Here is a 19,049-nt window from a genome sequence, read left to right as displayed (position 1 = left end):
TATGTCGCAGCGGAAATTGCACGTGAAGAAGGGCGATCAGGTCCGCGTGATCGCCGGTAAGTCCAAGGGCCTCGAGGGCAAGATCATCCAGGTCATGCCCGACGCCGAGAAGGTCATCGTCGAGGGCGTGAACCGGGTCAAGAAGCACACCAAGGTGCAGCAGGCCCAGCGCGGCGGCACCACCGGTGGCATCGTCACCCAGGAAGCCCCGATCCACGTCTCGAACGTGATGCTTCTGGTCGAGGTCGACAAGGACGGCAAGAAGCAGAAGGTGACCACCCGCGTCGGTTACAACCGCGTCGAGGTGCAGAAGCGGCGCCCCGACGGCTCGACGTACACCGGTTTCCGGAGCGTCCGGATCGCGCGGCGTACCGGCGAGGAGATCTGATGACTGCGACGGCTACCGAGAACACCAAGGTTCAGCCGCGGCTGAAGACGAAGTACCGCGAAGAGATCGTCGGCAAGCTGCAGGAGCAGTTCCAGTTCGACAACGTCATGCAGGTGCCCGGCCTCACCAAGATCGTGGTGAACATGGGCGTCGGCGAGGCGGCTCGCGACTCCAAGCTGATCGACGGCGCGGTGAAGGACCTGGCCGCGATCACCGGCCAGAAGCCGCAGGTGACCAAGGCACGCAAGTCGATCGCGCAGTTCAAGCTGCGCGAGGGCATGCCGATCGGCGCCCACGTGACGCTGCGCGGCGACCGGATGTGGGAGTTCCTGGACCGGCTGCTGGCGCTCGCGCTGCCCCGGATCCGCGACTTCCGCGGCTTGTCCCCGAAGCAGTTCGACGGCACCGGGAACTACACCTTCGGTCTGACCGAGCAGGTGATGTTCCACGAGATCAACCAGGACCGCATCGACCGGGTCCGGGGTATGGACATCACCGTGGTGACCACCGCGAAGAACGACGACGAGGGCCGGGCCCTGCTGCGGCAGCTCGGTTTCCCGTTCAAGGAGAACTGACGTGGCGAAGACAGCACTCAAGGTCAAGCAGGCCCGGAAGCCGAAGTTCGCGGTGCGCGGTTACACCCGCTGCCAGCGCTGCGGCCGGCCGAAGGCGGTCTTCCGCAAGTTCGGCCTGTGCCGGATCTGCCTGCGGGAGATGGCACACCGGGGCGAGCTGCCCGGCGTGACCAAGTCCAGCTGGTGACCGTCTCCACCCTTGATCTTTTCTCCATTCACCATCTAGTCACCGTAGGTCGCCGGCCGGCGAAACCACGGCGGGAAAGAGGCCCCAGGCCATGACGATGACCGACCCGATCGCAGACATGCTGACGCGTCTGCGCAACGCCAACCAGGCGTACCACGAGTCGACCTCAATGCCGTACAGCAAGATCAAGCAGGGCATCGCCGACATCCTCCAGCAGGAGGGCTACATCTCCTCCTACCAGGTGGAGGAGCCCAAGGAGGGCGCCGTCGGCAAGACCCTGGTCGTCGACCTCAAGTTCGGCCCGAGCCGGGAGCGCTCCATCGCGGGCGTGCGCCGGATCAGCAAGCCGGGCCTGCGGGTCTACGCGAAGTCGACCAACCTGCCCAAGGTCCTCGGTGGCCTGGGCGTCGCGATCATCTCGACGTCCCAGGGACTGCTGACCGACCGTCAGGCCAAGAACAAGGGCGTCGGCGGGGAAGTCCTCGCCTACGTCTGGTGACGAAGAACCGGAAGGAGGACCACTCTCATGTCTCGCATCGGTAAACTCCCGGTCACGGTCCCGTCCGGCGTCGACGTCACGATCGACGGCCAGACGGTCACCGTGAAGGGTCCGAAGGGTCAGCTGTCGCACGTCGTGGCTGAGCCCATCGCGGTCAATCGGGACGAGGACGGCACGATCGCCGTGACCCGCCCCGACGACCAGCGCAGGAGCAAGGAACTGCACGGCCTGTCCCGCACCCTGATCGCCAACCTGGTGACCGGAGTGACGGAGGGCTACGAGAAGAAGCTCGAGATCGTCGGCGTCGGGTACCGCGTCCTGGCCAAGGGACCGACCCAGCTGGAGTTCTCGCTCGGGTACAGCCACACCATCACCGTCGATGCCCCCGAGGGCATCAGCTTCGTGGTGGAGGCGCCGACCCGCTTCTCGGTGCAGGGCATCGACAAGCAGTCGGTCGGCGAGGTCGCCGCCAACATCCGCAAGCTGCGCAAGCCCGAGCCGTACAAGGGCAAGGGTGTGCGGTACGCCGGCGAGCAGGTGCGCCGCAAGGTCGGAAAGGCTGGTAAGTAACCATGGCGATCGGACTGCGTCCGCACAAGCACTCCGCCAAGAAGACGGCGTCGCGGCTGCGTCGCCAGATTCGGGTCCGGAAGAAGATCAACGGCACGGCCGACCGGCCGCGACTGGTGGTCACCAAGTCCTCGAAGCACCTGTTCGTACAGGTCATCGACGACGTGGCCGGCACGACGCTGGTCTCCGCCTCCACCATGGAGGCCGACCTGCGTGGCGCGGACACGAACAAGACCGACAAGGCCAAGACCGTCGGCGGCCTGATCGCCGACCGGGCCAAGGCTGCCGGCATCGACTCGGTCGTCTTCGACCGGGCCGGGAACAAGTACCACGGCCGCATCGCGGCACTGGCCGACGCCGCCCGTGAGGGCGGCCTCGGCTTCTGACGGCGACACAACACAGGAAGAGGTAGTTCGACATGAGCGGAGGCCAGCAGCGTCGCGGAGGCGGCGCCGGTGGTGAGCGCCGTAACCGCGACGGTGGTCGTGGTGCGGCAGCCGACAAGACCGCCTACATCGAGCGCGTGGTAGCCATCAACCGTGTCGCCAAGGTCGTGAAGGGTGGTCGTCGCTTCAGCTTCACCGCCCTCGTGGTCGTCGGCGACGGTGAAGGCACCGTCGGTGTGGGTTACGGCAAGGCCAAGGAGGTGCCCGCGGCGATCGCCAAGGGTGTCGAGGAGGCCAAGAAGTCTTTCTTCAAGGTGCCGAGGATCCAGGGCACCATCCCGCACCCGGTCCAGGGCGAGAAGGCCGCAGGCGTTGTCATGCTGCGTCCGGCGGCTCCCGGTACCGGTGTGATCGCGGGTGGCTCGGCGCGCGCCGTACTGGAGTGCGCCGGGATCCACGACATCCTCAGCAAGTCGCTGGGTTCGTCCAACGCCATCAACGTGGTGCACGCCACCGTCGAGGCGCTGCGCAGCCTGGAGACCCCGGAGGCCGTGGCCGCGCGTCGTGGCCTGCCGGTCGAGCACGTCGCCCCGGCGGCGCTGCTGAAGGCGCGGGCGGAGGTGTCCTCCTGATGGCACGCCTGAAGGTGACCCAGATCCGTTCCGGCATCGGTGGCAAGCAGAACCAGCGCGACACGCTGCGCACCCTGGGCGTCAAGCGGATCGGCGACGTCGCCGTCCACGACGACCGTCCCGAGGTCCGCGGCATGGTGCGTACGGTTCGCCACCTCATCACCGTCGAGGAGGTCGACTGACATGGCGCTGAAGGTTCACCACCTGCGTCCGGCGCCCGGTGCCAAGACCGCCAAGACCCGCGTGGGTCGCGGTGAGGGCAGCAAGGGCAAGACGGCCGGCCGCGGTACGAAGGGCAGCAAGGCCCGCAACAACATCCCCGAGTGGTTCGAGGGTGGCCAGATGCCGCTGCACATGCGGCTTCCGAAGCTGAAGGGCTTCAAGAGCAGGAACCGGGTGGAGTTCCAGGTCGTTAACCTGGACAAGCTCGGACAACTGTTCCCCGAAGGTGGCGAGGTCGGCGTGGCCGAACTGGTCGCCAAGGGTGCGGTTCGTAGCGGTCAGCCGGTGAAGGTGCTGGGTGACGGCGAACTGACCGTGGCACTGCAGGTTTCGGTGCACAAGTTCTCCAAGTCCGCCCAGGAGAAGATCCAGGCGGCCGGGGGAACCTTCACCGAGGTGTGACGAGGTCCAGGGCTCGACCGGTACGGCGCTTGATATCCTGCGCCGGTCGGACGAGCCCTGGTTCGTCTCTTGCCCAGCAGCTTTGCTTGGCCCCTGCCCTGCCCGGGGCAGAGGAAACATGTGGGAGGACAGGGTGTTAGGCGCCTTTGCCAACGCGTTCAAGACTCCGGACCTGCGCCGGAAGATCTTGTTCGTGCTCTTCATCGTCGTGATCTTCCGGATCGGCTCGGTCGTGCCGGCCCCGGGCGTGAACGTTCAGTCGCTGCACACCTGTATCAAGATCTCGCAGGGCGGCGCGAACGCGAACCTCTACAACCTGATCAACCTGTTCTCCGGCGGTGCACTGCTGCAGCTCGCGATCTTCGCGCTCGGCATCATGCCGTACATCACCGCCAGCATCATCCTGCAGCTACTCACCGTGGTGATCCCGCGGCTGGAGTCGCTGAAGAAGGAGGGCCAGGCGGGACAGGCCAAGATCACCCAGTACACCCGGTTCCTGACCGTCGGGCTGGCGATCCTGCAGTCCACCGCGTTCGTCGCACTGGCCCGGACACCGGGCCGCCTGTTCCAGGGCTGCCAGGAGCCCCTGCTGTACAAGGACGACTGGTTCACGATCAGCGTGATCGTGCTCACCATGACCGCCGGCACCGGCGTGATCATGTGGCTGGGCGAGCTGATCACCGACCGTGGCGTCGGTAACGGCATGTCGATCCTGATCTTCACCCAGATCGTGGCGACGTTCCCGACCCAGCTGTGGAACATCCGCAAGGAGAAGGGCATCCCCACCTTCGTGGTGGTGGTCGCGATCGGTTTGGTGATCATGGCCGCGGTCATCTTCATCGAGCAGGCGCAGCGCCGGATCCCGGTGCAGTACGCCAAGCGGATGGTCGGCCGCAAGATGTTCGGCGGCACCTCGACGTACATCCCGCTGAAGGTCAACCAGGCCGGTGTGATCCCGGTCATCTTCGCCTCCAGCCTGCTCTACCTGCCCGTGCTGATCAGTCAGTTCCAGCAGGGCAAGCCATGGGCGAACTGGATCCAGGGCAACCTGGTCAAGGGTGACCACCCGATCTACATGGTGACGTACGTCGCCCTGATCATCTTCTTCACCTACTTCTACGTCTCGATTACCTTCAATCCGAAGGAAGTTGCAGACAACATGAAGAAGTACGGCGGCTTCATCCCCGGGATCCGGGCGGGACGGCCGACCGAGGAGTACCTGGGCTACGTGCTGTCCCGCATCACGCTGCCAGGCGCGATCTACCTCGCGGCGATCTCGATGATCCCGCTGGTCGCGCTCGTCCTGCTGAACGCGAACCAGAACTTCCCGTTCGGTGGTACGTCGATCCTGATCATGGTCGGCGTCGGACTGGACACGGTGAAGCAGATCGAGAGTCAGCTGCAGCAGCGAAACTACGAAGGGTTCCTGCGCTGATGAGAATGTTGCTGATGGGTCCGCCCGGGGCGGGCAAGGGCACGCAGGCAAAGGTGCTTGCGGAACGCCTGAATATCCCGGCCGTGTCCACCGGTGACATCTTCCGTGCGAACGTCAAGGACGAGACGCCGCTCGGGCTCGAAGCGAAGCGCTACATGGACGCCGGTGACTACGTCCCGGACGAGGTCACCAACGCAATGGTGCGGGACCGGCTGTCCGAGGCCGACGCGGGCGAGGGTTTCCTCCTCGACGGCTACCCCCGGACGGTCGCCCAGGTGGGCACGCTGGACGCCATCGTGGCTGACCACGGCCACCAGCTGGACGCGGTGGTGGCGCTGGTCGCCGACACCGACGTGCTGGTCGGCCGGATGCTCAAGCGGGCCCAGACCGACGGCCGGACGGACGACTCCGAAGAGGTCATCCGGCACCGGCAGGACGTCTATACCGCCGAGACCAAGCCGCTGCTGCGGGTGTACGCCCAGCGCGGCCTGCTGGTCGAGGTGGACGGTGTCGGCGAGATCGACGAGGTGAGCGAGCGCGTTCTCGCCGCCTTGAAGACCATCACGGAGTGACGTCAGCGGATGATGTGCAGTGATCTTTAAGGACCGCGGGATCGAGATCAAGACCCGCGAACAGATCCTTTCCATGCGTGCGGCCGGCCTGGTCGTCGGCCGCACGCTGGAGCTGCTCCGCGGCGAGGTCCGGGCCGGCATCACGACCGGTGAGCTGGACGCGATCGCCGAGGACAACATCCGTTCCTGCGGCGCGACGCCGTCGTTCAAGGGCTACCACGGCTTCACCGGCTCGATCTGCGCGTCGGTGAACGACGAGATCGTGCACGGCATCCCCGGTGACCGGGTGCTGGCCGACGGCGACCTGATCTCGATCGACTGCGGTGCGATCGTGGACGGCTGGCACGGCGACGCCGCGATCACGGTGCCGGTCGGCGAGGTCGGTGCCGAGCTGCTCGAGCTGGCTCGGGTCTGTGAAGAGTCGATGTGGCGTGGGTTCGCCGCCGCGAGGCTCGGTGGCCGGCTCACCGACATCTCCGCCGCCGTCGAGGCACACGTTCGTACGACGTCGTCGTACGGGATCGTCGAGGACTTCGTCGGGCATGGGATCGGATCGGCGATGCACCAGCCGCCGAACGTGCCGAACTTCGGCCGCCCGGGCCGCGGACCCAAGCTCGTCGAGGGGCTGGCGCTGGCGGTCGAGCCGATGCTCACGCTCGGCAAGCAGGACAACCACACGCTCGAGGACGACTGGACGGTCGTCACCGACGACGGCCAGGTCGCCGCGCACACCGAGCACACCTTCACGCTCACCCCGCAGGGGCCGTGGGTGCTCACCGCCCTCGACGGCGGCGAGGCCAAGCTGGCCGAGCTCGGCGTCAAGTTCGGGGCCCTGGCCGATTGACGGACCCGGTGGGTCAACCCATCGGGGGACGCCATGCGAACCGGGGCTGAGGCACACTTGAGCCATGCCTCAGTACCAGCCGCACCAGCGTTTCACCGAAGCCGACCGGGACAAGATCGCCGGGCGGCTGCGGGACGCGTTCGCGGACGGCCGGCTGGATCAGCCCGAGTTCTCCTCCCGCCTGGACCAGCTCTACACCGTCCAGACCTACGGCGAGCTCGAGCCGCTGGTGCGTGACCTGCCACCGGTACGGACGTACCAGACACCTGAGGTGGTCCAGGACACCAAGCCGGCGCCTGCGCCGGGCGACTTCCCGGAGCGCAAGAAGCACAGCGGTCGGCACGGGCTGGCTGCGCTGGGCGGCGGGTTCACCGGGGTCGTCGTCATCAACGTGGTGATCTGGTTCGTGATCGGCCTCGGCAACGGTGGGCACTGGCCGCACTTCTGGCCGGTCTGGCTGCTGATCCCGTGGGCGTTCATCGCCCTGGGCAACCTCGGGAAGCGCCGTTGACAGCGGCCCCGGTCAGTCGCCGCGTGGTCGGTCCGCGTCTGCGGCCGGATTTGGCGTGGCAGCTGCGTCAGGGGTCCGCCCTGGTCTACCTGATCTGGTTCGCCATCGCCGTACCGCTGGTGCTCGTGGGTCTGCTGCTGGAGCCGCGCTGGGTGGGCTGGTTCGTACTGGGCTGGTTCCTGGTGCTGGTGATCTTCACGCTCGCGATGCGGATGGCCGACGGCCGGCAGCGCAAGTCCTGGGCTGACGCGGCCGGACAACTGGGCTGGCGGACCAACGCCTCCGGCTCGGAGTTGCTGGAGCGCTGGCCGTTCCCGCCGTTCAACACCGACCCGGGCGCGACGGTGGTCGACGTGACCACCGGGCGGCATCGGGGCCGGGAGTTCTGGACCGGGCGCTTCCGGCACAAGGTACGGCGTCGTGAGCTCGGCTTCGACTTCCTCGATCTGCAGGTGGACCGGCCGCTGCCGCCCTTGCAGGTGCTGCCCGCATCGCTGGCCCCGCTGGCTGCCGCGAGCCTGCTGCCGATCCCGATGGAGGTCGACGGGCTGCCGGCGCACTACCGGCTGTTCAACGGCCGCGAGGACCACGCTCAGGCGGTGCTGCACCCGCGGGCGGTCGAGGCGCTGGCGCAGGTGCCGCCGTTCGGCTTCAGCTGCGAGGGACGGCGGTTCGTCGCGATCCTCCCGGCGTACCGCGATTCCACTACAGCGCTCGCTCAGTTGGATGCGGTCTGTGATCTCGTGGACCTGATGCCGCAGCAGATCTGGCGCGAAGGGGAGCAGTGGGCTGCCACCAATTCGTGACGCGGGGGCTCGATTGGGTTTCGGGTAGGTGAGTGGCGTACACTCTTTCCTTGGCTCTTTGTAGCCTCTGTCTCGTTGTGCCCGCGGCTGCCTGACCTCGTGTCAGGAGGGCATCAGAGCCTGGGCCGAGCCAGTAGTACCCACCTTTTCAGTACGTCTACAGAAGTGCGAGGACATGCCCAAAAAAGAGGGAGTCATCGAACTCGAGGGCACCATCGTTGAGGCCCTGCCGAACGCGATGTTCCGTGTTGAGCTGTCCAACGGGCACAAGGTGCTCGCGCACATCAGCGGCAAGATGAGGCAGCACTACATCCGGATCCTCCCCGAGGACCGGGTCGTCGTGGAGCTGTCGCCGTACGACCTCACCCGGGGTCGCATCGTCTATCGGTACAAGTAGGACCACACCAACACCTGTCGAAGAAAGAAGCTCGATGAAGGTCAATCCGAGCGTCAAGAAGATCTGCGACAAGTGCAAGGTGATCCGCCGTCACGGCCGGGTCATGGTGATCTGCGAGAACCCGCGGCACAAGCAGCGGCAGGGCTGACCAAGCTCTTCGAGCAGTACACGGCACTTTCGCACCACAGCGCGCACGCTCAGCCGGCACTTTCGCAGTGCCGGCTGTCGCCCCCGGAACAGAGGCCGGGGCCTTGCCGGTGATCAGCAAACTCACCGAGGCGGGCAAGGACGCGGCGCGCCACCACACCTCTGCCGACGAAAGGAACACCGCCACATGGCACGCCTCGTAGGAGTCGACCTGCCGCGCGACAAGCGCATCGAGGTCGCTCTGACCTACATCTTCGGTGTAGGCCGTACTCGCGCCCTGAAGACGCTCGAGGCCACCGGCATCTCCGGTGACAAGCGCGTCCACGAACTGGGCGACGAGGAGCTGGTGAAGCTCCGGGACTGGATCGAAGGCAACTACAAGATCGAAGGTGACCTCCGTCGCGAGGTGACCGCGGACATCCGCCGCAAGATCGAGATCGGGTCGTACCAGGGTCGCCGGCACCGCAGCGGTCTGCCGGTACGTGGTCAGCGCACGCGGACCAACGCCCGCAGCCGCAAGGGTCGTCGTAAGGCGATCGCCGGCAAGAAGAAGAAGTGATGACCCGGATGACCGTCGACCACCCCAGGAGCAACTGACCTATGCCTCCCAAGAGCCGCACCGCGGCCGGCGCGAAGAAGGTGCGCCGCAAGGAGAAGAAGAACGTGGCCGCCGGCCACGCGCACATCAAGAGCACGTTCAACAACACGATCGTGACGATCACCGACCCGACCGGCGCGGTCATCTCGTGGGCTTCCGCGGGCACCGTCGGCTTCAAGGGTTCGCGCAAGTCCACCCCGTTCGCCGCGCAGATGGCCGCCGAGGCCGCCGGACGCCGGGCGATGGAGCACGGCATGCGCAAGATCGACGTGTTCGTGAAGGGTCCCGGCTCCGGCCGGGAGACCGCGATCCGTTCGCTGGGTGCCGTCGGCCTCGAGGTCGGCACCATCCAGGACGTCACCCCGACCGCCCACAACGGCTGCCGCCCTCCCAAGCGGCGCCGGGTCTGACCCAGGAAAGGTAGGCAGCGAAAGTGGCCCGTTACACCGGACCCATGACCAAGAAGTCGCGCCGTCTCGGGGTCGACCTCGTCGGTGGCGACAAGGCGTTCGAGCGTCGTCCGTACCCGCCGGGTATGCACGGCCGCGGCCGCCCGAAGGAGAGCGAGTACCTGCTCCAGCTCCGTGAGAAGCAGAAGGCCCGCTTCTCGTACGGCGTGCTGGAGAAGCAGTTCCGCCGGTACTACGAGGAGGCCTCGCGGCGCTCCGGCAAGACCGGTGACAACCTGCTGATCATCCTGGAGTCCCGGCTGGACAACGTGGTTTACCGCGCCGGCCTGGCCCGGACCCGTCGGCAGGCCCGTCAGCTCGTCGTGCACGGTCACTTCACCGTGAACGGCGTCAAGGTGAACATCCCGTCGTACCGGGTGGCCGCCCACGACATCATCGATGTCAAGGCGAAGTCGGTCGAGACGACCCCGTTCATCATCGCCCGGGAGACGCACTCCGAGCGCGTCGTCCCGGCCTGGCTCGAGGTGATGCCCGAGCGGCTTCGCATCCTCGTCCACCAGCTGCCGACCCGGCAGCAGATCGACACCCAGGTCGCCGAGCACCTGATCGTCGAGCTCTACTCGAAGAACTGATCCTGCTCCGGCCGGTGGCCTTCGGGCCGCCGGCCGGACTGGTCGGTCCTTCAGCCCTCGCGACCTCAAATAGTGGTCGTCGCGACAGAGAAGGAACACGAAGTTGCTAATCGCACAGCGCCCCACCCTGACCGAAGAGGTCGTCGACGAGCACCGCTCGCGGTTCGTGATCGAGCCGCTCGAGCCGGGCTTCGGCTACACCCTCGGCAACTCGATCCGCCGGACCCTGCTGTCCTCCATCCCCGGTGCCGCCGTGACCAGCATCAAGGTCGACGGCGTCCTGCACGAGTTCTCGACCGTTGCCGGGGTCAAGGAAGACGCCACCCAGCTGATCCTGAACCTGAAGGACCTGGTCGTCTCCTCCGAGCACGACGAGCCGGTCACCATGTACCTGCGCAAGCAGGGCCCAGGTGACGTCACCGCCGCCGACATCGCGCCGCCGGCCGGTGTCGAGGTGCACAACCCGGACCTGAAGATCGCCACCCTGAACGAGAAGGGCCGGCTCGAGATGGAGCTGGTCGTCGAGCGGGGCCGTGGTTACGTGTCCGCGATCCAGAACAAGTCCGCGGACGCCGAGATCGGCCGGATGCCGGTCGACTCGATCTACTCCCCGGTCCTCAAGGTCACCTACAAGGTCGAGGCGACCCGTGTCGAGCAGCGCACCGACTTCGACCGCCTCGTGGTCGACGTCGAGACCAAGCCGTCGATGCTGCCCCGCGACGCCGTCGCGTCGGCCGGTAAGACGCTGGTCGAGCTGTTCGGCCTGGCCCGCGAGCTGAACGTCGAGGCCGAGGGCATCGACATCGGCCCGTCGCCGGTCGACGAGCAGATGGCGGCCGACCTGGCGCTGCCGGTCGAGGACCTGCAGCTGACCGTCCGGTCGTACAACTGCCTCAAGCGCGAGGGCATCCACACCGTGGGTGAGCTCATCTCGCGCAGCGAGCAGGACCTGCTGGACATCCGCAACTTCGGCTCCAAGTCGATCGACGAGGTCAAGCTGAAGCTGGCCGAGATGGGCCTGTCGCTGAAGGACTCGCCCCCCGGCTTCGACCTGCGCGCGGCCGCCGAGGCCTACGGCACCGAGTCCGAGGACGACGACGAGAGCTTCGCCGAGACCGAGCAGTACTGAACCCCCGGGCCGCTGGCCTGAAATCCTTTCTGGAGTAAGAGATGCCTACCCCCACCAAGGGTGCCCGGCTGGGCGGCAGCCCGGCGCACGAGAAGCTGATCCTCAGCAACCTCGCGACGTCGCTGTTCGAGCACGGCGCCATCACCACCACCGCGGCCAAGGCCAAGCGCCTGCAGCCGCTGGCGGAGTCGATGATCACCAAGGCGAAGCGTGGTGACCTGAACTCCCGCCGCCAGGTGATGAAGCGGATCAAGGACAAGAGCGTCGTGCACGTGCTCTTCACCGAGATCGGCGAGCGGTACGCCGACCGTCCGGGCGGCTACACCCGGATCACCAAGCTCGGCCCGCGCAAGGGCGACAACGCCCCGATGGTGAAGATCGAGCTGGTCGAGGCGCTGGCGGACTCGCCGAAGGCCAAGAAGACCGCGGCGAAGAAGGCTCCGGCCAAGAAGGCTGCCGCGGAGAAGCCGGTTGCCGAGGACGAGGCCAAGGTCGAGGACGCCAAGGTCGAGGACGAGGCCAAGGTCGAGGACGTCGTGACCGAGGACGTCCAGGACGTCGTCGAGGACGCCAAGACCGAAGACAAGTAAACGAGCTGTTCGGCAGCGCCCCCTCACTTCACGGTGCGGGGGCGCTGTTGCGTTAGATTGCCGTGTGCGCTGGCGGATCGACCTGAGGTACGACGGAACGGGCTTCCACGGCTGGGCTCGTCAGGAGGGCCTCCGGACCGTGCAGGGCGTCCTCGAGGAGACCCTCCGCGTCGTACTGCGGCTGCCCGAGCCGCTGACCGTCACATGCGCCGGCCGGACCGACACCGGCGTACATGCCCGCGGCCAGGTCACCCATGTGGACGTCGAAGGCGCTGTAGAGCCACTCAGGCTGCTCAGAAGCCTGAACGGCGTCCTACCAGCGGATGTGGCTGTCACGGCCGTCAGCGCGGCTCCAGAGGGTTTTGACGCCCGTTTCTCCGCCCTGGCCCGTCGGTACGTCTACCGCTTATGTGACGATGCGATCGGTTGGGACCCGCTCACCCGCGGTTACGTACTGCGAGTGGGCCGCCCTCTGGATGTGGATCGGATGAATGCTGCCGCTGCCGGACTGCTGGGTGAACACGACTTCGCGGCGTTCTGCAAGAAACGAGAGGGCGCCAGCACTGTGCGCGCACTGCTGGAGTACTCCTGGCAGCGGACGGCTCCCGGGCAGCTGGAAGGCACGGTGGTCGCGGATGCCTTCTGTCACTCGATGGTCCGGGCTCTGGTGGGCTCGATGATCCCTGTGGGTGACGGACGGCGTGACGTCGACTGGCCGGCCGCCGTACTGGCTGGGAAGGTGCGGGACTCTGCTGTGTCGGTGCTGCCCGCGCACGGCCTCACACTGGAGGAAGTGCGCTACCCGGCCGATGACGAGCTGGCCGCTCGGGCTCTCCAGGCCCGTCAGGTCAGGGGAGAGGTGCACCAGCGTGGCTGACCACTACTTCTCGGCGGAGCCCGGCTCCGCGGATGTACGCCGTACCGTCGAGGCCCGGATCTGGGGACGCGAGTACACGTTCACCACTGCGACCGGAGTGTTCTCCCGGGACCGGTTGGACATCGGTACGGCGGTGTTGCTGCGCGAGGTGGATCCGCCGACAGGCTCCGGCACGTTCCTCGACCTGGGGACGGGCTACGGGCCGATCGCCTGCGCATTGGCCGTGGAGGCTCCGCAGGCGACCGTTTGGGCGGTCGACGTGAACACCCGGGCACTGGAGCTCACCGGGGAGAATGCGCGGACCGCCGGGGTGGCTGACCGCGTGCACCCGGTGCTGCCGGACGGCGTACCGGCGGAGGTGGTGTTCGACCAGATCTGGTCGAATCCGGCGATCCACATCGGCAAGCCCGAGCTGCACAAGATGCTGCTGCACTGGCTGGCTCGCCTTGCCCCCGGTGGCGTGGCATGGTTCGTCGTCGGCAAGAACCTCGGCGGTGACTCGCTGCAGCGCTGGATGACCGAGCAGGGCTACCCCTGCGTGCGGGTCGGCAGCGCGAAGGGGTTCCGGGTCCTGCGTGCAACGAACGCGGGGCCAGCGCCGTCCTGAGGGTATGGAGGCAGCCTTGGCGGCAGCAGAGGCACGGACTGGCTCGCTCGACTTCGAGCTGTGGGTGACCGCGAAGGCGGACGCCCTGCTGCGGTTCGCCTATGTCCTCACGGGCGATGCGAACCTGGCCGAAGACGCCGTCCAGGATGCCCTGACGACGGCCTGCGCCCGCTGGAGCCGGGTGAGCCGCGCCGACGACCCCGAGGCGTACGTGAAACGGATGGTGGTGAACGCGCACATCTCCTGGTGGCGGCGGTTCCGCCGGCGCGAGGCGCCGTCGGACGATCCCGTCAGGACAGCCCTGGCCGCTCCGGACGGGGCAGCCTCACGGGCGGAGTCGGACGCCGTCTGGGCGCTGTGCGCGACGTTGCCGGACAAACAGCGGGCAGCCGTCGTACTGCGCTTCTACGAGGAGCTCTCGTACGCCGAGATCGGTGAGCTGCTGCACTGCGCGGAGGCGACCGCCCGGTCGCACGTCCATCGAGCACTCGCGGCGCTGAAGACCACGCTGAGCAAGGAAGGAGCCGAGGATGCCTGAGCACGACCCTGAGCAGGAGCTCGGCCCCAAGATCACCTCGGCGTTCCAGAGCCAGGCCGATGCCGCTGGTGACCTGCGGGGCCGGGGGATGGCGTCAGAGGCGCGCCGGCGCGTCCGCAAGCGGCGGCAGACGCTGAGCATGGCCGCGGCGGCTTTCGTGGTGGCGGTCGCCATCGGCGGCGTGTGGAACCTGGCGAGTGGTGAGTCACCGGTCGCCTCGAACGCCAGTGACAGCAGCGGCCAGAGCGAGGGGGCGGCGTCCAGCGGTGACAAGTCGTCGCAAGGGTTGGTTCCTCCGAAGGCTGCGGTGAGCTGCCCGGCCGATCACCCGATTCTCAAGGCCGAGGGGCCGCACGACGTACCGGCAGGGCTCGACCTGAACACCCCGGTGCTCGGGCTCCAGGCCTGCCGCTACCAGCTCAGCACGGGTGCGCTGCTCGGACAGCAGGGCTTCACTGCGGAGGTCGCACAGCAGGTGGTCGACGCGATCAAGGTGCTGCCGGAACGCAACCCGGCTCTCCCCGTGTTCAAGTGCGCGCCACAGACCGCGCAGCCGTCGGAAGCGATCGTGCTGCGGTTCGACACGGCGGCCGGCATCCGTGAGATCTGGGTCGAGTACGACGGCTGTGACTCGGCCGGTTTCTTCACCGGCACCCACACCTACGGTCTGTACGCCGCCCCGCTCAAACTCTTCATGACCGGGACGGTCCGTCCGCCGGGCGGAACCTATCTAAACGCCTTGAAAGACTGGTGAACGGCGCAGCGGCCGCGGCCCCTCCAGCGGCCGCGCCCGCACCTGCCGCGCCGGCACCTGCCGCAGCGCCTCCTGGGCTTTGCAGGAACTTCTGCAGATGTGCGGATTCCGGATCCACTGCGCGACGGTAGTCGGACTCGATCCACTCCAGCTCCCGCCCGACGTTCCGGATTGCCCGGGCCGAGAACTCCCGGCCGAGACCGTCGAGTTTCTTCGGGTCGCCGTTCGGAGCCTCGTACCTGGTCAGCGCCCCAAGTTCATACCGCAGCGGCCCGGCCAGCTTGGCACGCACCTCCGAGCGGTGCTCCGGTGGCATCAGACCGTCCAGCCGGCTGTCGATGAGCAGATCGGCCATCTTGTTGTAGCGCTGCAGCCGGGGCGTGCGCTCGATCGCCACTCTGACCTCGTCCGGCGGCAGACCGGTGAGCTTGTGCAGGCCGTGGATCACGCCGTTGACGCCGGCGTTGTAGCCCGGGTACGTCGCAGCCACCTGTACGTCGAGGACTCCGGGCACCGCGTGGTCCATGCCGATGTCCTGGATGAGTGCGTCGGCGTTGCGGAACGCTCTGGTGTCCGCGAGGCCCTCGGCCATGGCGACTTCCTCCGATGACGGGAACGGGATCGCGTCGGGTGCGGCCTCGTCTCCGAGGTCGGCCATGTGGTGTTCGGCCTCGTGCGCGACGATGATCGCGCCGCGCCGGGCCAGCACCTTCTCCAGGTCGGTGAGGGGCCGCTGGGCGTCGTACGCGCGCAGGACGGGGTCGGTGATGTTCGGCCGGCTGACCGTCATCGCTCCGTCGCCACGTGCGGTGGCGAGGAGCATGGTGTGCGGCTCCTCGTACAGCCGCCGGTTCCACCGGGACGGTACGCCGCTGCGTTGCTCGGCCGCCTCCACGACGCTCGCCACCCAGGCGTACTCGCGGGTGCCGCGGGGGATCTCGGGGCCGAGGGGGAAGGGATCGATCACTCGACGCCGCGGCCCGGAGTGCGCCGTGTGTCGAGCTTGTGCACGTTGTCGGAGGTTTCGGCGGCAGTTGCGGGGCGGGCCTGAGCGGTCGATCCGGTGTGGGACCACAGGAATCGCTGCAGGTCCTTGATCTCCTGCTGCTGCGCGGACGGGTACGACTGCTCGGGGAGCTTCGCGTTGTCCTCGTACCCCTGCACCGGCTCCTGCGCCGGCCAGCCCCGGTCGGCCCAGACCTGCCGCACCTCTTCCTGCCGGTCGCGGAAGGTGTCGTGCAGTTCCGCCGGCATCCTGGGCGGCTCGGTGCCGGGATGCTGGTCGTCCCAGCCGCGGTAGTGCGACTCGATGTCCTCGAGATTCGCGCTGAGCTCGGTCATCGCCCACTCGGCGGACTCATGGCCCCAGGAGAGTTTGGTGCCCGGATGAGCGTGCTGGCTGAGCTCCGTCATCGTCAGCCCGCGAAGCTCGCGCCGTACCGGCCCGGAGAGCGCCTCGCGGACCTCTGCGCGGTGCTCGTCCGGTACGAGGTCGCCCAGTTTGTTGTCGATCATCTGGTCGGCGATCGCGGTGAAACGCTGCGCGCGACCGGTCTTCTCGATCGTCGCCCGCAGTTCGCTCACCGGCACGCCGCTCTGGCCGGACAGCGTGTACATCATCGTGTCGGTGGCGGTGGTGTAGGCAGGTGAGCTCGCGCTCATGGTGGTGGTGTTCACTCCCTGATCCCAGCCAATGCCGATGTCCTCGAGCAGCGCCTCGTCGGAGTGGTGGTGCGCCCACCGGTCGGCGAACCCCTGCTCGAGTGCCATCTCCTCGAGTGAGCCCAGCTTGGTGGCACCGGGGAGGCTCTCGTCACCAGGTGTCGACAGGGAGAGCCGGGCCAGCTGCAACCCGTGTACGGCGGCCCTGCCAGCGGCGTACCCGTCGTCGGGTGCGAGCCGTTGGTCGGTGGTGTCGGCGACTCGGGCCGGATCCAGTACGGCGGCTCGATTGACCGTGATGCTGCCATCGCTGTCCACCCGGCCAGCGACCGGCAACGGCTCCTCGTACAGCCTTCCGTTCCAGTTCGACGACCGACCGGCGCGCTGTTCGACCGCACGGACCACGCGTGCCATCCACTCGTACTCCCACGTGCCAGGGAGGATCTCCGGTCCGCGCTGCAGATCGTTCACCGCGGCTCCTCCGACAGCACGCCGATCAGCTCGACGAGCGTGCTGTTCAGCATCAGTACGGCGCCTGCCTCGGCGGGAGGCGCTTGCGCGGCCAGACCGCCAATGCGCTCCACAGTGCGCTGCAGTGCGGGGATGCGGTCGCTGGGTGACGCCGTTGACATGACTGCCTCGGCGTACAAGCGCTGTGCTTCCAGATAGGGCGCACTGGTGCCTGGTGGCGGACCTGCCAGCAGCCTGGGTAGGTGCTCCGCTCTGGCGATGGCGCGCCGCCGCCACTCCGCGTTCTCCACCTGCTCGGCCATCGCACGCAGCCGGCTCCGCTCCGCGTCGACGGTCACCGAGTCCGCGCCATACAGCAGGTCCAACTGCCGCTGGAGCTCTGCCTCGACGGCCTCGTACTGAGCGTCGGTCCGCATCCGCACCCTCTCCTCACCTCAGGACAGCGCAGATCATTCCGGCCCAGAGGGTCTCTTCCCCGCGATAACTGTTCGCCTGGTGGGGGCCGGGCCGTCAGACTGGTGGGATGGGTCACGTGGATGTCGCCGGGGTTGGCTACGAGCTGCCGGACGGGCGGGTGTTGCTGGACGACATCACGTTCCGGGTCGGGGACGGGGCCAAGGTCGCGCTGGTCGGGGCGAACGGGTCCGGCAAGACCACGCTGACCAGGATCATCGCGGGCGACCTGAAACCGCACAGTGGCAGCATCTCGCGCTCCGGCGGACTCGGCGTGATGCGCCAGTTCGTCGGCTCGGTCCGGGACTCGTCGACAGTGCGCGACCTGCTGCTCGGGGTCGCGCCGGACGCCATCCGGGAGGCCGCGGCCAAGCTGGACAAGGCCGAGCTGGCGATGATGGAGGCCGAGGACGAGAAGACCCAGCTCAAGTACGCCCAGGCGGTGGCGGACTGGGGCGAGGTCGGCGGGTACGACGCCGAGGTCCTCTGGGACGTGTGTACGACGGCCGCCCTCGGCGTACCGTTCGACCGCTGTCGCTGGCGCGAGGTGAAGACGCTGTCCGGCGGTGAGCAGAAGCGCCTGGTGCTGGAGGCCCTGCTGCGTGGCCCGGACGAGGTCCTGATGCTCGACGAGCCGGACAACTACCTCGACGTACCCGCGAAGCGGTGGCTGGAGGACCAGCTGCGTAGCACCGACAAGACCGTGCTCTACATCAGCCACGACCGGGAGCTGCTGGCCAACACCGCCACCCGGATCGTCACCGTGGAACTAGGTGCTGCAGGCAACAATGCGTGGACGCACGGCGGTGGCTTCACGACGTACCACGAGGCGCGGCAGCACCGGTTCGAGCGGTTCGAGGAGCTGCGGAAACGCTGGGACGAGGAGCACGCGAAGCTCCGGGCCCAGATGCTGATGTACAAGCAGAAGGCGGCGTACAACTCCGACATGGCGTCGCGCTACCGGGCCTCGCAGACCCGGCTGCGCAAGTTCGAGGAGGCCGGCCCGCCGCAGGCGCTGCCGCGCGAGCAGAAGGTCAGCATGCGGCTGACCGGCGGCCGCACCGGCAAGCGGGCGGTCGTTTGCACGCGCCTGGAGCTGACCGGCCTGATGAAGCCCTTCGACCTGGAGGTCTGGTACGGCGAACGCGTCGCCGTACTCGGCTCGAACGGCTCGGGGAAGTCGCACTTCCTGAGGCTGCTCGCCAACGGTGGGTCGGATCCGGACGTGGAGCACCAGCCGGTCGGCGACGTGGAGATCGCGCCGGTCGCGCACACCGGCAAAGCCAAGCTGGGAGCGCGCGTCCGGCCGGGCTGGTTCGCGCAGACCCACGAGCACCCGGAGTTGGTCGGCCGAACGCTGCTGGAGATCCTGCACCGGGGCGACGACCATCGGGAGGGCATGGGCCGCGAGCTGGCGTCGCGGAAGCTGGACCGCTACGAGCTGGCCCACGCGGCCGAGCAGAGCTTCGACAGTCTGTCCGGCGGGCAGCAGGCCCGGTTCCAGATCCTCCTGCTCGAGTTGTCCGGCGCCACGCTGCTCCTGCTCGACGAGCCCACCGACAACCTCGACGTCGAGTCGGCCGAGGCCCTGGAGGAAGGCCTCGACTCCTTCGACGGCACCGTCCTGGCTGTCACCCACGACCGCTGGTTCGCCCGCGGCTTCGACCGTCACCTGGTATTCGGGGCCGATGGCTCCGTCTACGAATCCAACGAACCAGTCTGGGACGAAGGCCGCGTCGAGCGGGCACGCTGACC

29 protein-coding genes are annotated in these 19,049 nt (G+C 67.6%); 26 read left to right on the top strand and 3 right to left on the bottom strand.

Annotated elements, in window-relative coordinates:
• Position 1: 1 nt before the first annotated feature.
• The 25 genes from rplX to ACZ3HV_RS07150 all read left to right on the top strand — a co-directional run bounded on the left by rplX (position 2) and on the right by ACZ3HV_RS07150 (position 14,708).
• Positions 2–388 (top strand): 50S ribosomal protein L24, encoded by a 387-nt coding sequence (gene rplX, locus ACZ3HV_RS07270; RefSeq protein WP_360364109.1) that lies wholly within the window; start codon positions 2–4, stop codon positions 386–388.
• Positions 388–963, top strand: coding sequence for a 50S ribosomal protein L5 (gene rplE / locus ACZ3HV_RS07265; protein WP_360364107.1), 576 nt, complete (start codon positions 388–390; stop codon positions 961–963). Before rplX ends, rplE begins: the two co-directional genes overlap by 1 nt.
• Position 964: 1 nt before the next feature.
• Complete coding sequence (locus tag ACZ3HV_RS07260) at positions 965–1,150, top strand: type Z 30S ribosomal protein S14 (RefSeq protein ID WP_012923674.1); 186 nt, start codon at positions 965–967, stop codon at positions 1,148–1,150.
• A gap of 91 nt (positions 1,151–1,241) precedes the next feature.
• Positions 1,242–1,649, top strand: coding sequence for a 30S ribosomal protein S8 (rpsH, locus tag ACZ3HV_RS07255; protein ID WP_360364105.1), 408 nt, complete (start codon positions 1,242–1,244; stop codon positions 1,647–1,649).
• 27 nt (positions 1,650–1,676) lie between these two features.
• Entirely contained in the window at positions 1,677–2,219 is a 543-nt protein-coding gene (gene rplF / locus ACZ3HV_RS07250; protein ID WP_360364103.1) for a 50S ribosomal protein L6, read from the top strand.
• Between the two features lie 2 nt (positions 2,220–2,221).
• On the top strand, positions 2,222–2,605 hold the full coding sequence (gene rplR / locus ACZ3HV_RS07245) for a 50S ribosomal protein L18 (protein ID WP_360364101.1): 384 nt from the start codon (positions 2,222–2,224) through the stop codon (positions 2,603–2,605).
• A gap of 32 nt (positions 2,606–2,637) precedes the next feature.
• A complete protein-coding gene (gene rpsE, locus ACZ3HV_RS07240) occupies positions 2,638–3,237 on the top strand; it encodes a 30S ribosomal protein S5 (RefSeq protein ID WP_465681815.1) in 600 nt (199 codons plus the stop codon).
• A complete protein-coding gene (gene rpmD, locus ACZ3HV_RS07235; RefSeq protein WP_465681813.1) occupies positions 3,237–3,419 on the top strand; it encodes a 50S ribosomal protein L30 in 183 nt (60 codons plus the stop codon). Before rpsE ends, rpmD begins: the two co-directional genes overlap by 1 nt.
• A 1-nt stretch (position 3,420) precedes the next feature.
• Positions 3,421–3,861, top strand: coding sequence for a 50S ribosomal protein L15 (rplO, locus tag ACZ3HV_RS07230; RefSeq protein ID WP_360364095.1), 441 nt, complete (start codon positions 3,421–3,423; stop codon positions 3,859–3,861).
• Positions 3,862–3,994: 133 nt separating this feature from the next.
• The gene (secY, locus tag ACZ3HV_RS07225) at positions 3,995–5,296 is read left to right on the top strand and encodes a preprotein translocase subunit SecY (protein WP_360364093.1); all 1,302 of its coding nucleotides are present in this window, start codon (positions 3,995–3,997) and stop codon (positions 5,294–5,296) included.
• Positions 5,296–5,868, top strand: a complete 573-nt coding sequence (locus ACZ3HV_RS07220; RefSeq protein WP_465681811.1) for an adenylate kinase — start codon at positions 5,296–5,298, stop codon at positions 5,866–5,868. The genes secY and ACZ3HV_RS07220 overlap by 1 nt, the downstream gene beginning before the upstream one ends.
• A gap of 19 nt (positions 5,869–5,887) precedes the next feature.
• Positions 5,888–6,712: a type I methionyl aminopeptidase gene (gene map / locus ACZ3HV_RS07215; protein WP_465681809.1), complete on the top strand. Its 825-nt coding sequence runs from the start codon at positions 5,888–5,890 to the stop codon at positions 6,710–6,712.
• 64 nt (positions 6,713–6,776) lie between these two features.
• The gene (locus ACZ3HV_RS07210; protein ID WP_360364087.1) at positions 6,777–7,223 is read left to right on the top strand and encodes a DUF1707 SHOCT-like domain-containing protein; all 447 of its coding nucleotides are present in this window, start codon (positions 6,777–6,779) and stop codon (positions 7,221–7,223) included.
• Positions 7,224–7,246: 23 nt separating this feature from the next.
• Entirely contained in the window at positions 7,247–8,029 is a 783-nt protein-coding gene (locus ACZ3HV_RS07205) for a hypothetical protein (RefSeq protein WP_465681807.1), read from the top strand.
• 175 nt (positions 8,030–8,204) lie between these two features.
• A complete protein-coding gene (gene infA, locus ACZ3HV_RS07200; protein ID WP_012923661.1) occupies positions 8,205–8,426 on the top strand; it encodes a translation initiation factor IF-1 in 222 nt (73 codons plus the stop codon).
• A gap of 34 nt (positions 8,427–8,460) precedes the next feature.
• The gene (gene rpmJ, locus ACZ3HV_RS07195; protein WP_008361054.1) at positions 8,461–8,574 is read left to right on the top strand and encodes a 50S ribosomal protein L36; all 114 of its coding nucleotides are present in this window, start codon (positions 8,461–8,463) and stop codon (positions 8,572–8,574) included.
• A 186-nt stretch (positions 8,575–8,760) separates the two neighbouring features.
• A complete protein-coding gene (gene rpsM / locus ACZ3HV_RS07190) occupies positions 8,761–9,132 on the top strand; it encodes a 30S ribosomal protein S13 (RefSeq protein ID WP_012923660.1) in 372 nt (123 codons plus the stop codon).
• A 41-nt stretch (positions 9,133–9,173) separates the two neighbouring features.
• Positions 9,174–9,581: a 30S ribosomal protein S11 gene (gene rpsK / locus ACZ3HV_RS07185; RefSeq protein ID WP_012923659.1), complete on the top strand. Its 408-nt coding sequence runs from the start codon at positions 9,174–9,176 to the stop codon at positions 9,579–9,581.
• Between the two features lie 23 nt (positions 9,582–9,604).
• Positions 9,605–10,213 carry a 30S ribosomal protein S4 gene (rpsD, locus tag ACZ3HV_RS07180; protein ID WP_360364083.1) on the top strand — a complete coding sequence of 203 codons (609 nt, stop codon included), beginning with the start codon at positions 9,605–9,607 and terminating at the stop codon, positions 10,211–10,213.
• Positions 10,214–10,316: 103 nt separating this feature from the next.
• Entirely contained in the window at positions 10,317–11,342 is a 1,026-nt protein-coding gene (locus ACZ3HV_RS07175) for a DNA-directed RNA polymerase subunit alpha (protein WP_132402598.1), read from the top strand.
• A 41-nt stretch (positions 11,343–11,383) separates the two neighbouring features.
• Positions 11,384–11,932 carry a 50S ribosomal protein L17 gene (gene rplQ / locus ACZ3HV_RS07170; protein WP_465681804.1) on the top strand — a complete coding sequence of 183 codons (549 nt, stop codon included), beginning with the start codon at positions 11,384–11,386 and terminating at the stop codon, positions 11,930–11,932.
• Between the two features lie 64 nt (positions 11,933–11,996).
• On the top strand, positions 11,997–12,809 hold the full coding sequence (gene truA / locus ACZ3HV_RS07165) for a tRNA pseudouridine(38-40) synthase TruA (protein ID WP_465681802.1): 813 nt from the start codon (positions 11,997–11,999) through the stop codon (positions 12,807–12,809).
• Entirely contained in the window at positions 12,802–13,416 is a 615-nt protein-coding gene (locus tag ACZ3HV_RS07160) for a class I SAM-dependent methyltransferase (protein WP_465681800.1), read from the top strand. The genes truA and ACZ3HV_RS07160 overlap by 8 nt, the downstream gene beginning before the upstream one ends.
• A 16-nt stretch (positions 13,417–13,432) precedes the next feature.
• A complete protein-coding gene (locus tag ACZ3HV_RS07155; RefSeq protein WP_465681798.1) occupies positions 13,433–13,954 on the top strand; it encodes a SigE family RNA polymerase sigma factor in 522 nt (173 codons plus the stop codon).
• Positions 13,947–14,708, top strand: coding sequence for a hypothetical protein (locus ACZ3HV_RS07150; protein ID WP_465681797.1), 762 nt, complete (start codon positions 13,947–13,949; stop codon positions 14,706–14,708). The genes ACZ3HV_RS07155 and ACZ3HV_RS07150 overlap by 8 nt, the downstream gene beginning before the upstream one ends.
• Here ACZ3HV_RS07150 and ACZ3HV_RS07145 read toward each other — a convergent pair.
• From ACZ3HV_RS07145 to ACZ3HV_RS07135, 3 genes are read right to left on the bottom strand one after another with little or no spacing between them, the layout of a single operon-like run.
• Positions 14,647–15,675: a hypothetical protein gene (locus tag ACZ3HV_RS07145; RefSeq protein WP_465681795.1), complete on the bottom strand. Its 1,029-nt coding sequence runs from the start codon at positions 15,673–15,675 to the stop codon at positions 14,647–14,649. The two genes, ACZ3HV_RS07150 and ACZ3HV_RS07145, sit on opposite strands and share 62 nt — an antisense overlap.
• Positions 15,672–16,841, bottom strand: coding sequence for a hypothetical protein (locus ACZ3HV_RS07140; protein WP_465681793.1), 1,170 nt, complete (start codon positions 16,839–16,841; stop codon positions 15,672–15,674). The genes ACZ3HV_RS07145 and ACZ3HV_RS07140 overlap by 4 nt, the downstream gene beginning before the upstream one ends.
• Positions 16,838–17,257, bottom strand: a complete 420-nt coding sequence (locus tag ACZ3HV_RS07135) for a hypothetical protein (RefSeq protein ID WP_465681791.1) — start codon at positions 17,255–17,257, stop codon at positions 16,838–16,840. The genes ACZ3HV_RS07140 and ACZ3HV_RS07135 overlap by 4 nt, the downstream gene beginning before the upstream one ends.
• A 107-nt stretch (positions 17,258–17,364) precedes the next feature.
• On the opposite strand from ACZ3HV_RS07135, the gene ACZ3HV_RS07130 reads away from it, so the two are divergent.
• A complete protein-coding gene (locus ACZ3HV_RS07130) occupies positions 17,365–19,047 on the top strand; it encodes an ABC-F family ATP-binding cassette domain-containing protein (protein WP_465681789.1) in 1,683 nt (560 codons plus the stop codon).
• Positions 19,048–19,049: the final 2 nt, after the last annotated feature.

Source organism: Kribbella sp. NPDC020701 (genome assembly GCF_055562215.1).
The sequence above is the reverse complement of the archived record's forward strand: the minus strand, read 5'-3'. Positions and strand labels throughout refer to the sequence as shown.

What these genes read in the sequence shown, in the direction of transcription:
- ACZ3HV_RS07135 (WP_465681791.1), bottom strand. Translation starts at nt 17,257, where the DNA reads ATGCGGACCGACGCTCAGTACGAGGCCGTCGAGGCAGAGCTCCAGCGG.
- rpmD (WP_465681813.1), top strand. Translation starts at nt 3,237, where the DNA reads ATGGCACGCCTGAAGGTGACCCAGATCCGTTCCGGCATCGGTGGCAAG.
- rpsH (WP_360364105.1), top strand. Translation starts at nt 1,242, where the DNA reads ATGACGATGACCGACCCGATCGCAGACATGCTGACGCGTCTGCGCAAC.
- ACZ3HV_RS07210 (WP_360364087.1), top strand. Translation starts at nt 6,777, where the DNA reads ATGCCTCAGTACCAGCCGCACCAGCGTTTCACCGAAGCCGACCGGGAC.
- rplQ (WP_465681804.1), top strand. Translation starts at nt 11,384, where the DNA reads ATGCCTACCCCCACCAAGGGTGCCCGGCTGGGCGGCAGCCCGGCGCAC.
- rplX (WP_360364109.1), top strand. Translation starts at nt 2, where the DNA reads ATGTCGCAGCGGAAATTGCACGTGAAGAAGGGCGATCAGGTCCGCGTG.
- rplR (WP_360364101.1), top strand. Translation starts at nt 2,222, where the DNA reads ATGGCGATCGGACTGCGTCCGCACAAGCACTCCGCCAAGAAGACGGCG.
- rplO (WP_360364095.1), top strand. Translation starts at nt 3,421, where the DNA reads ATGGCGCTGAAGGTTCACCACCTGCGTCCGGCGCCCGGTGCCAAGACC.
- ACZ3HV_RS07220 (WP_465681811.1), top strand. Translation starts at nt 5,296, where the DNA reads ATGAGAATGTTGCTGATGGGTCCGCCCGGGGCGGGCAAGGGCACGCAG.
- rplE (WP_360364107.1), top strand. Translation starts at nt 388, where the DNA reads ATGACTGCGACGGCTACCGAGAACACCAAGGTTCAGCCGCGGCTGAAG.
- rpmJ (WP_008361054.1), top strand. Translation starts at nt 8,461, where the DNA reads ATGAAGGTCAATCCGAGCGTCAAGAAGATCTGCGACAAGTGCAAGGTG.
- ACZ3HV_RS07150 (WP_465681797.1), top strand. Translation starts at nt 13,947, where the DNA reads ATGCCTGAGCACGACCCTGAGCAGGAGCTCGGCCCCAAGATCACCTCG.
- rplF (WP_360364103.1), top strand. Translation starts at nt 1,677, where the DNA reads ATGTCTCGCATCGGTAAACTCCCGGTCACGGTCCCGTCCGGCGTCGAC.
- infA (WP_012923661.1), top strand. Translation starts at nt 8,205, where the DNA reads ATGCCCAAAAAAGAGGGAGTCATCGAACTCGAGGGCACCATCGTTGAG.
- rpsM (WP_012923660.1), top strand. Translation starts at nt 8,761, where the DNA reads ATGGCACGCCTCGTAGGAGTCGACCTGCCGCGCGACAAGCGCATCGAG.
- rpsK (WP_012923659.1), top strand. Translation starts at nt 9,174, where the DNA reads ATGCCTCCCAAGAGCCGCACCGCGGCCGGCGCGAAGAAGGTGCGCCGC.
- rpsE (WP_465681815.1), top strand. Translation starts at nt 2,638, where the DNA reads ATGAGCGGAGGCCAGCAGCGTCGCGGAGGCGGCGCCGGTGGTGAGCGC.
- ACZ3HV_RS07130 (WP_465681789.1), top strand. Translation starts at nt 17,365, where the DNA reads ATGGGTCACGTGGATGTCGCCGGGGTTGGCTACGAGCTGCCGGACGGG.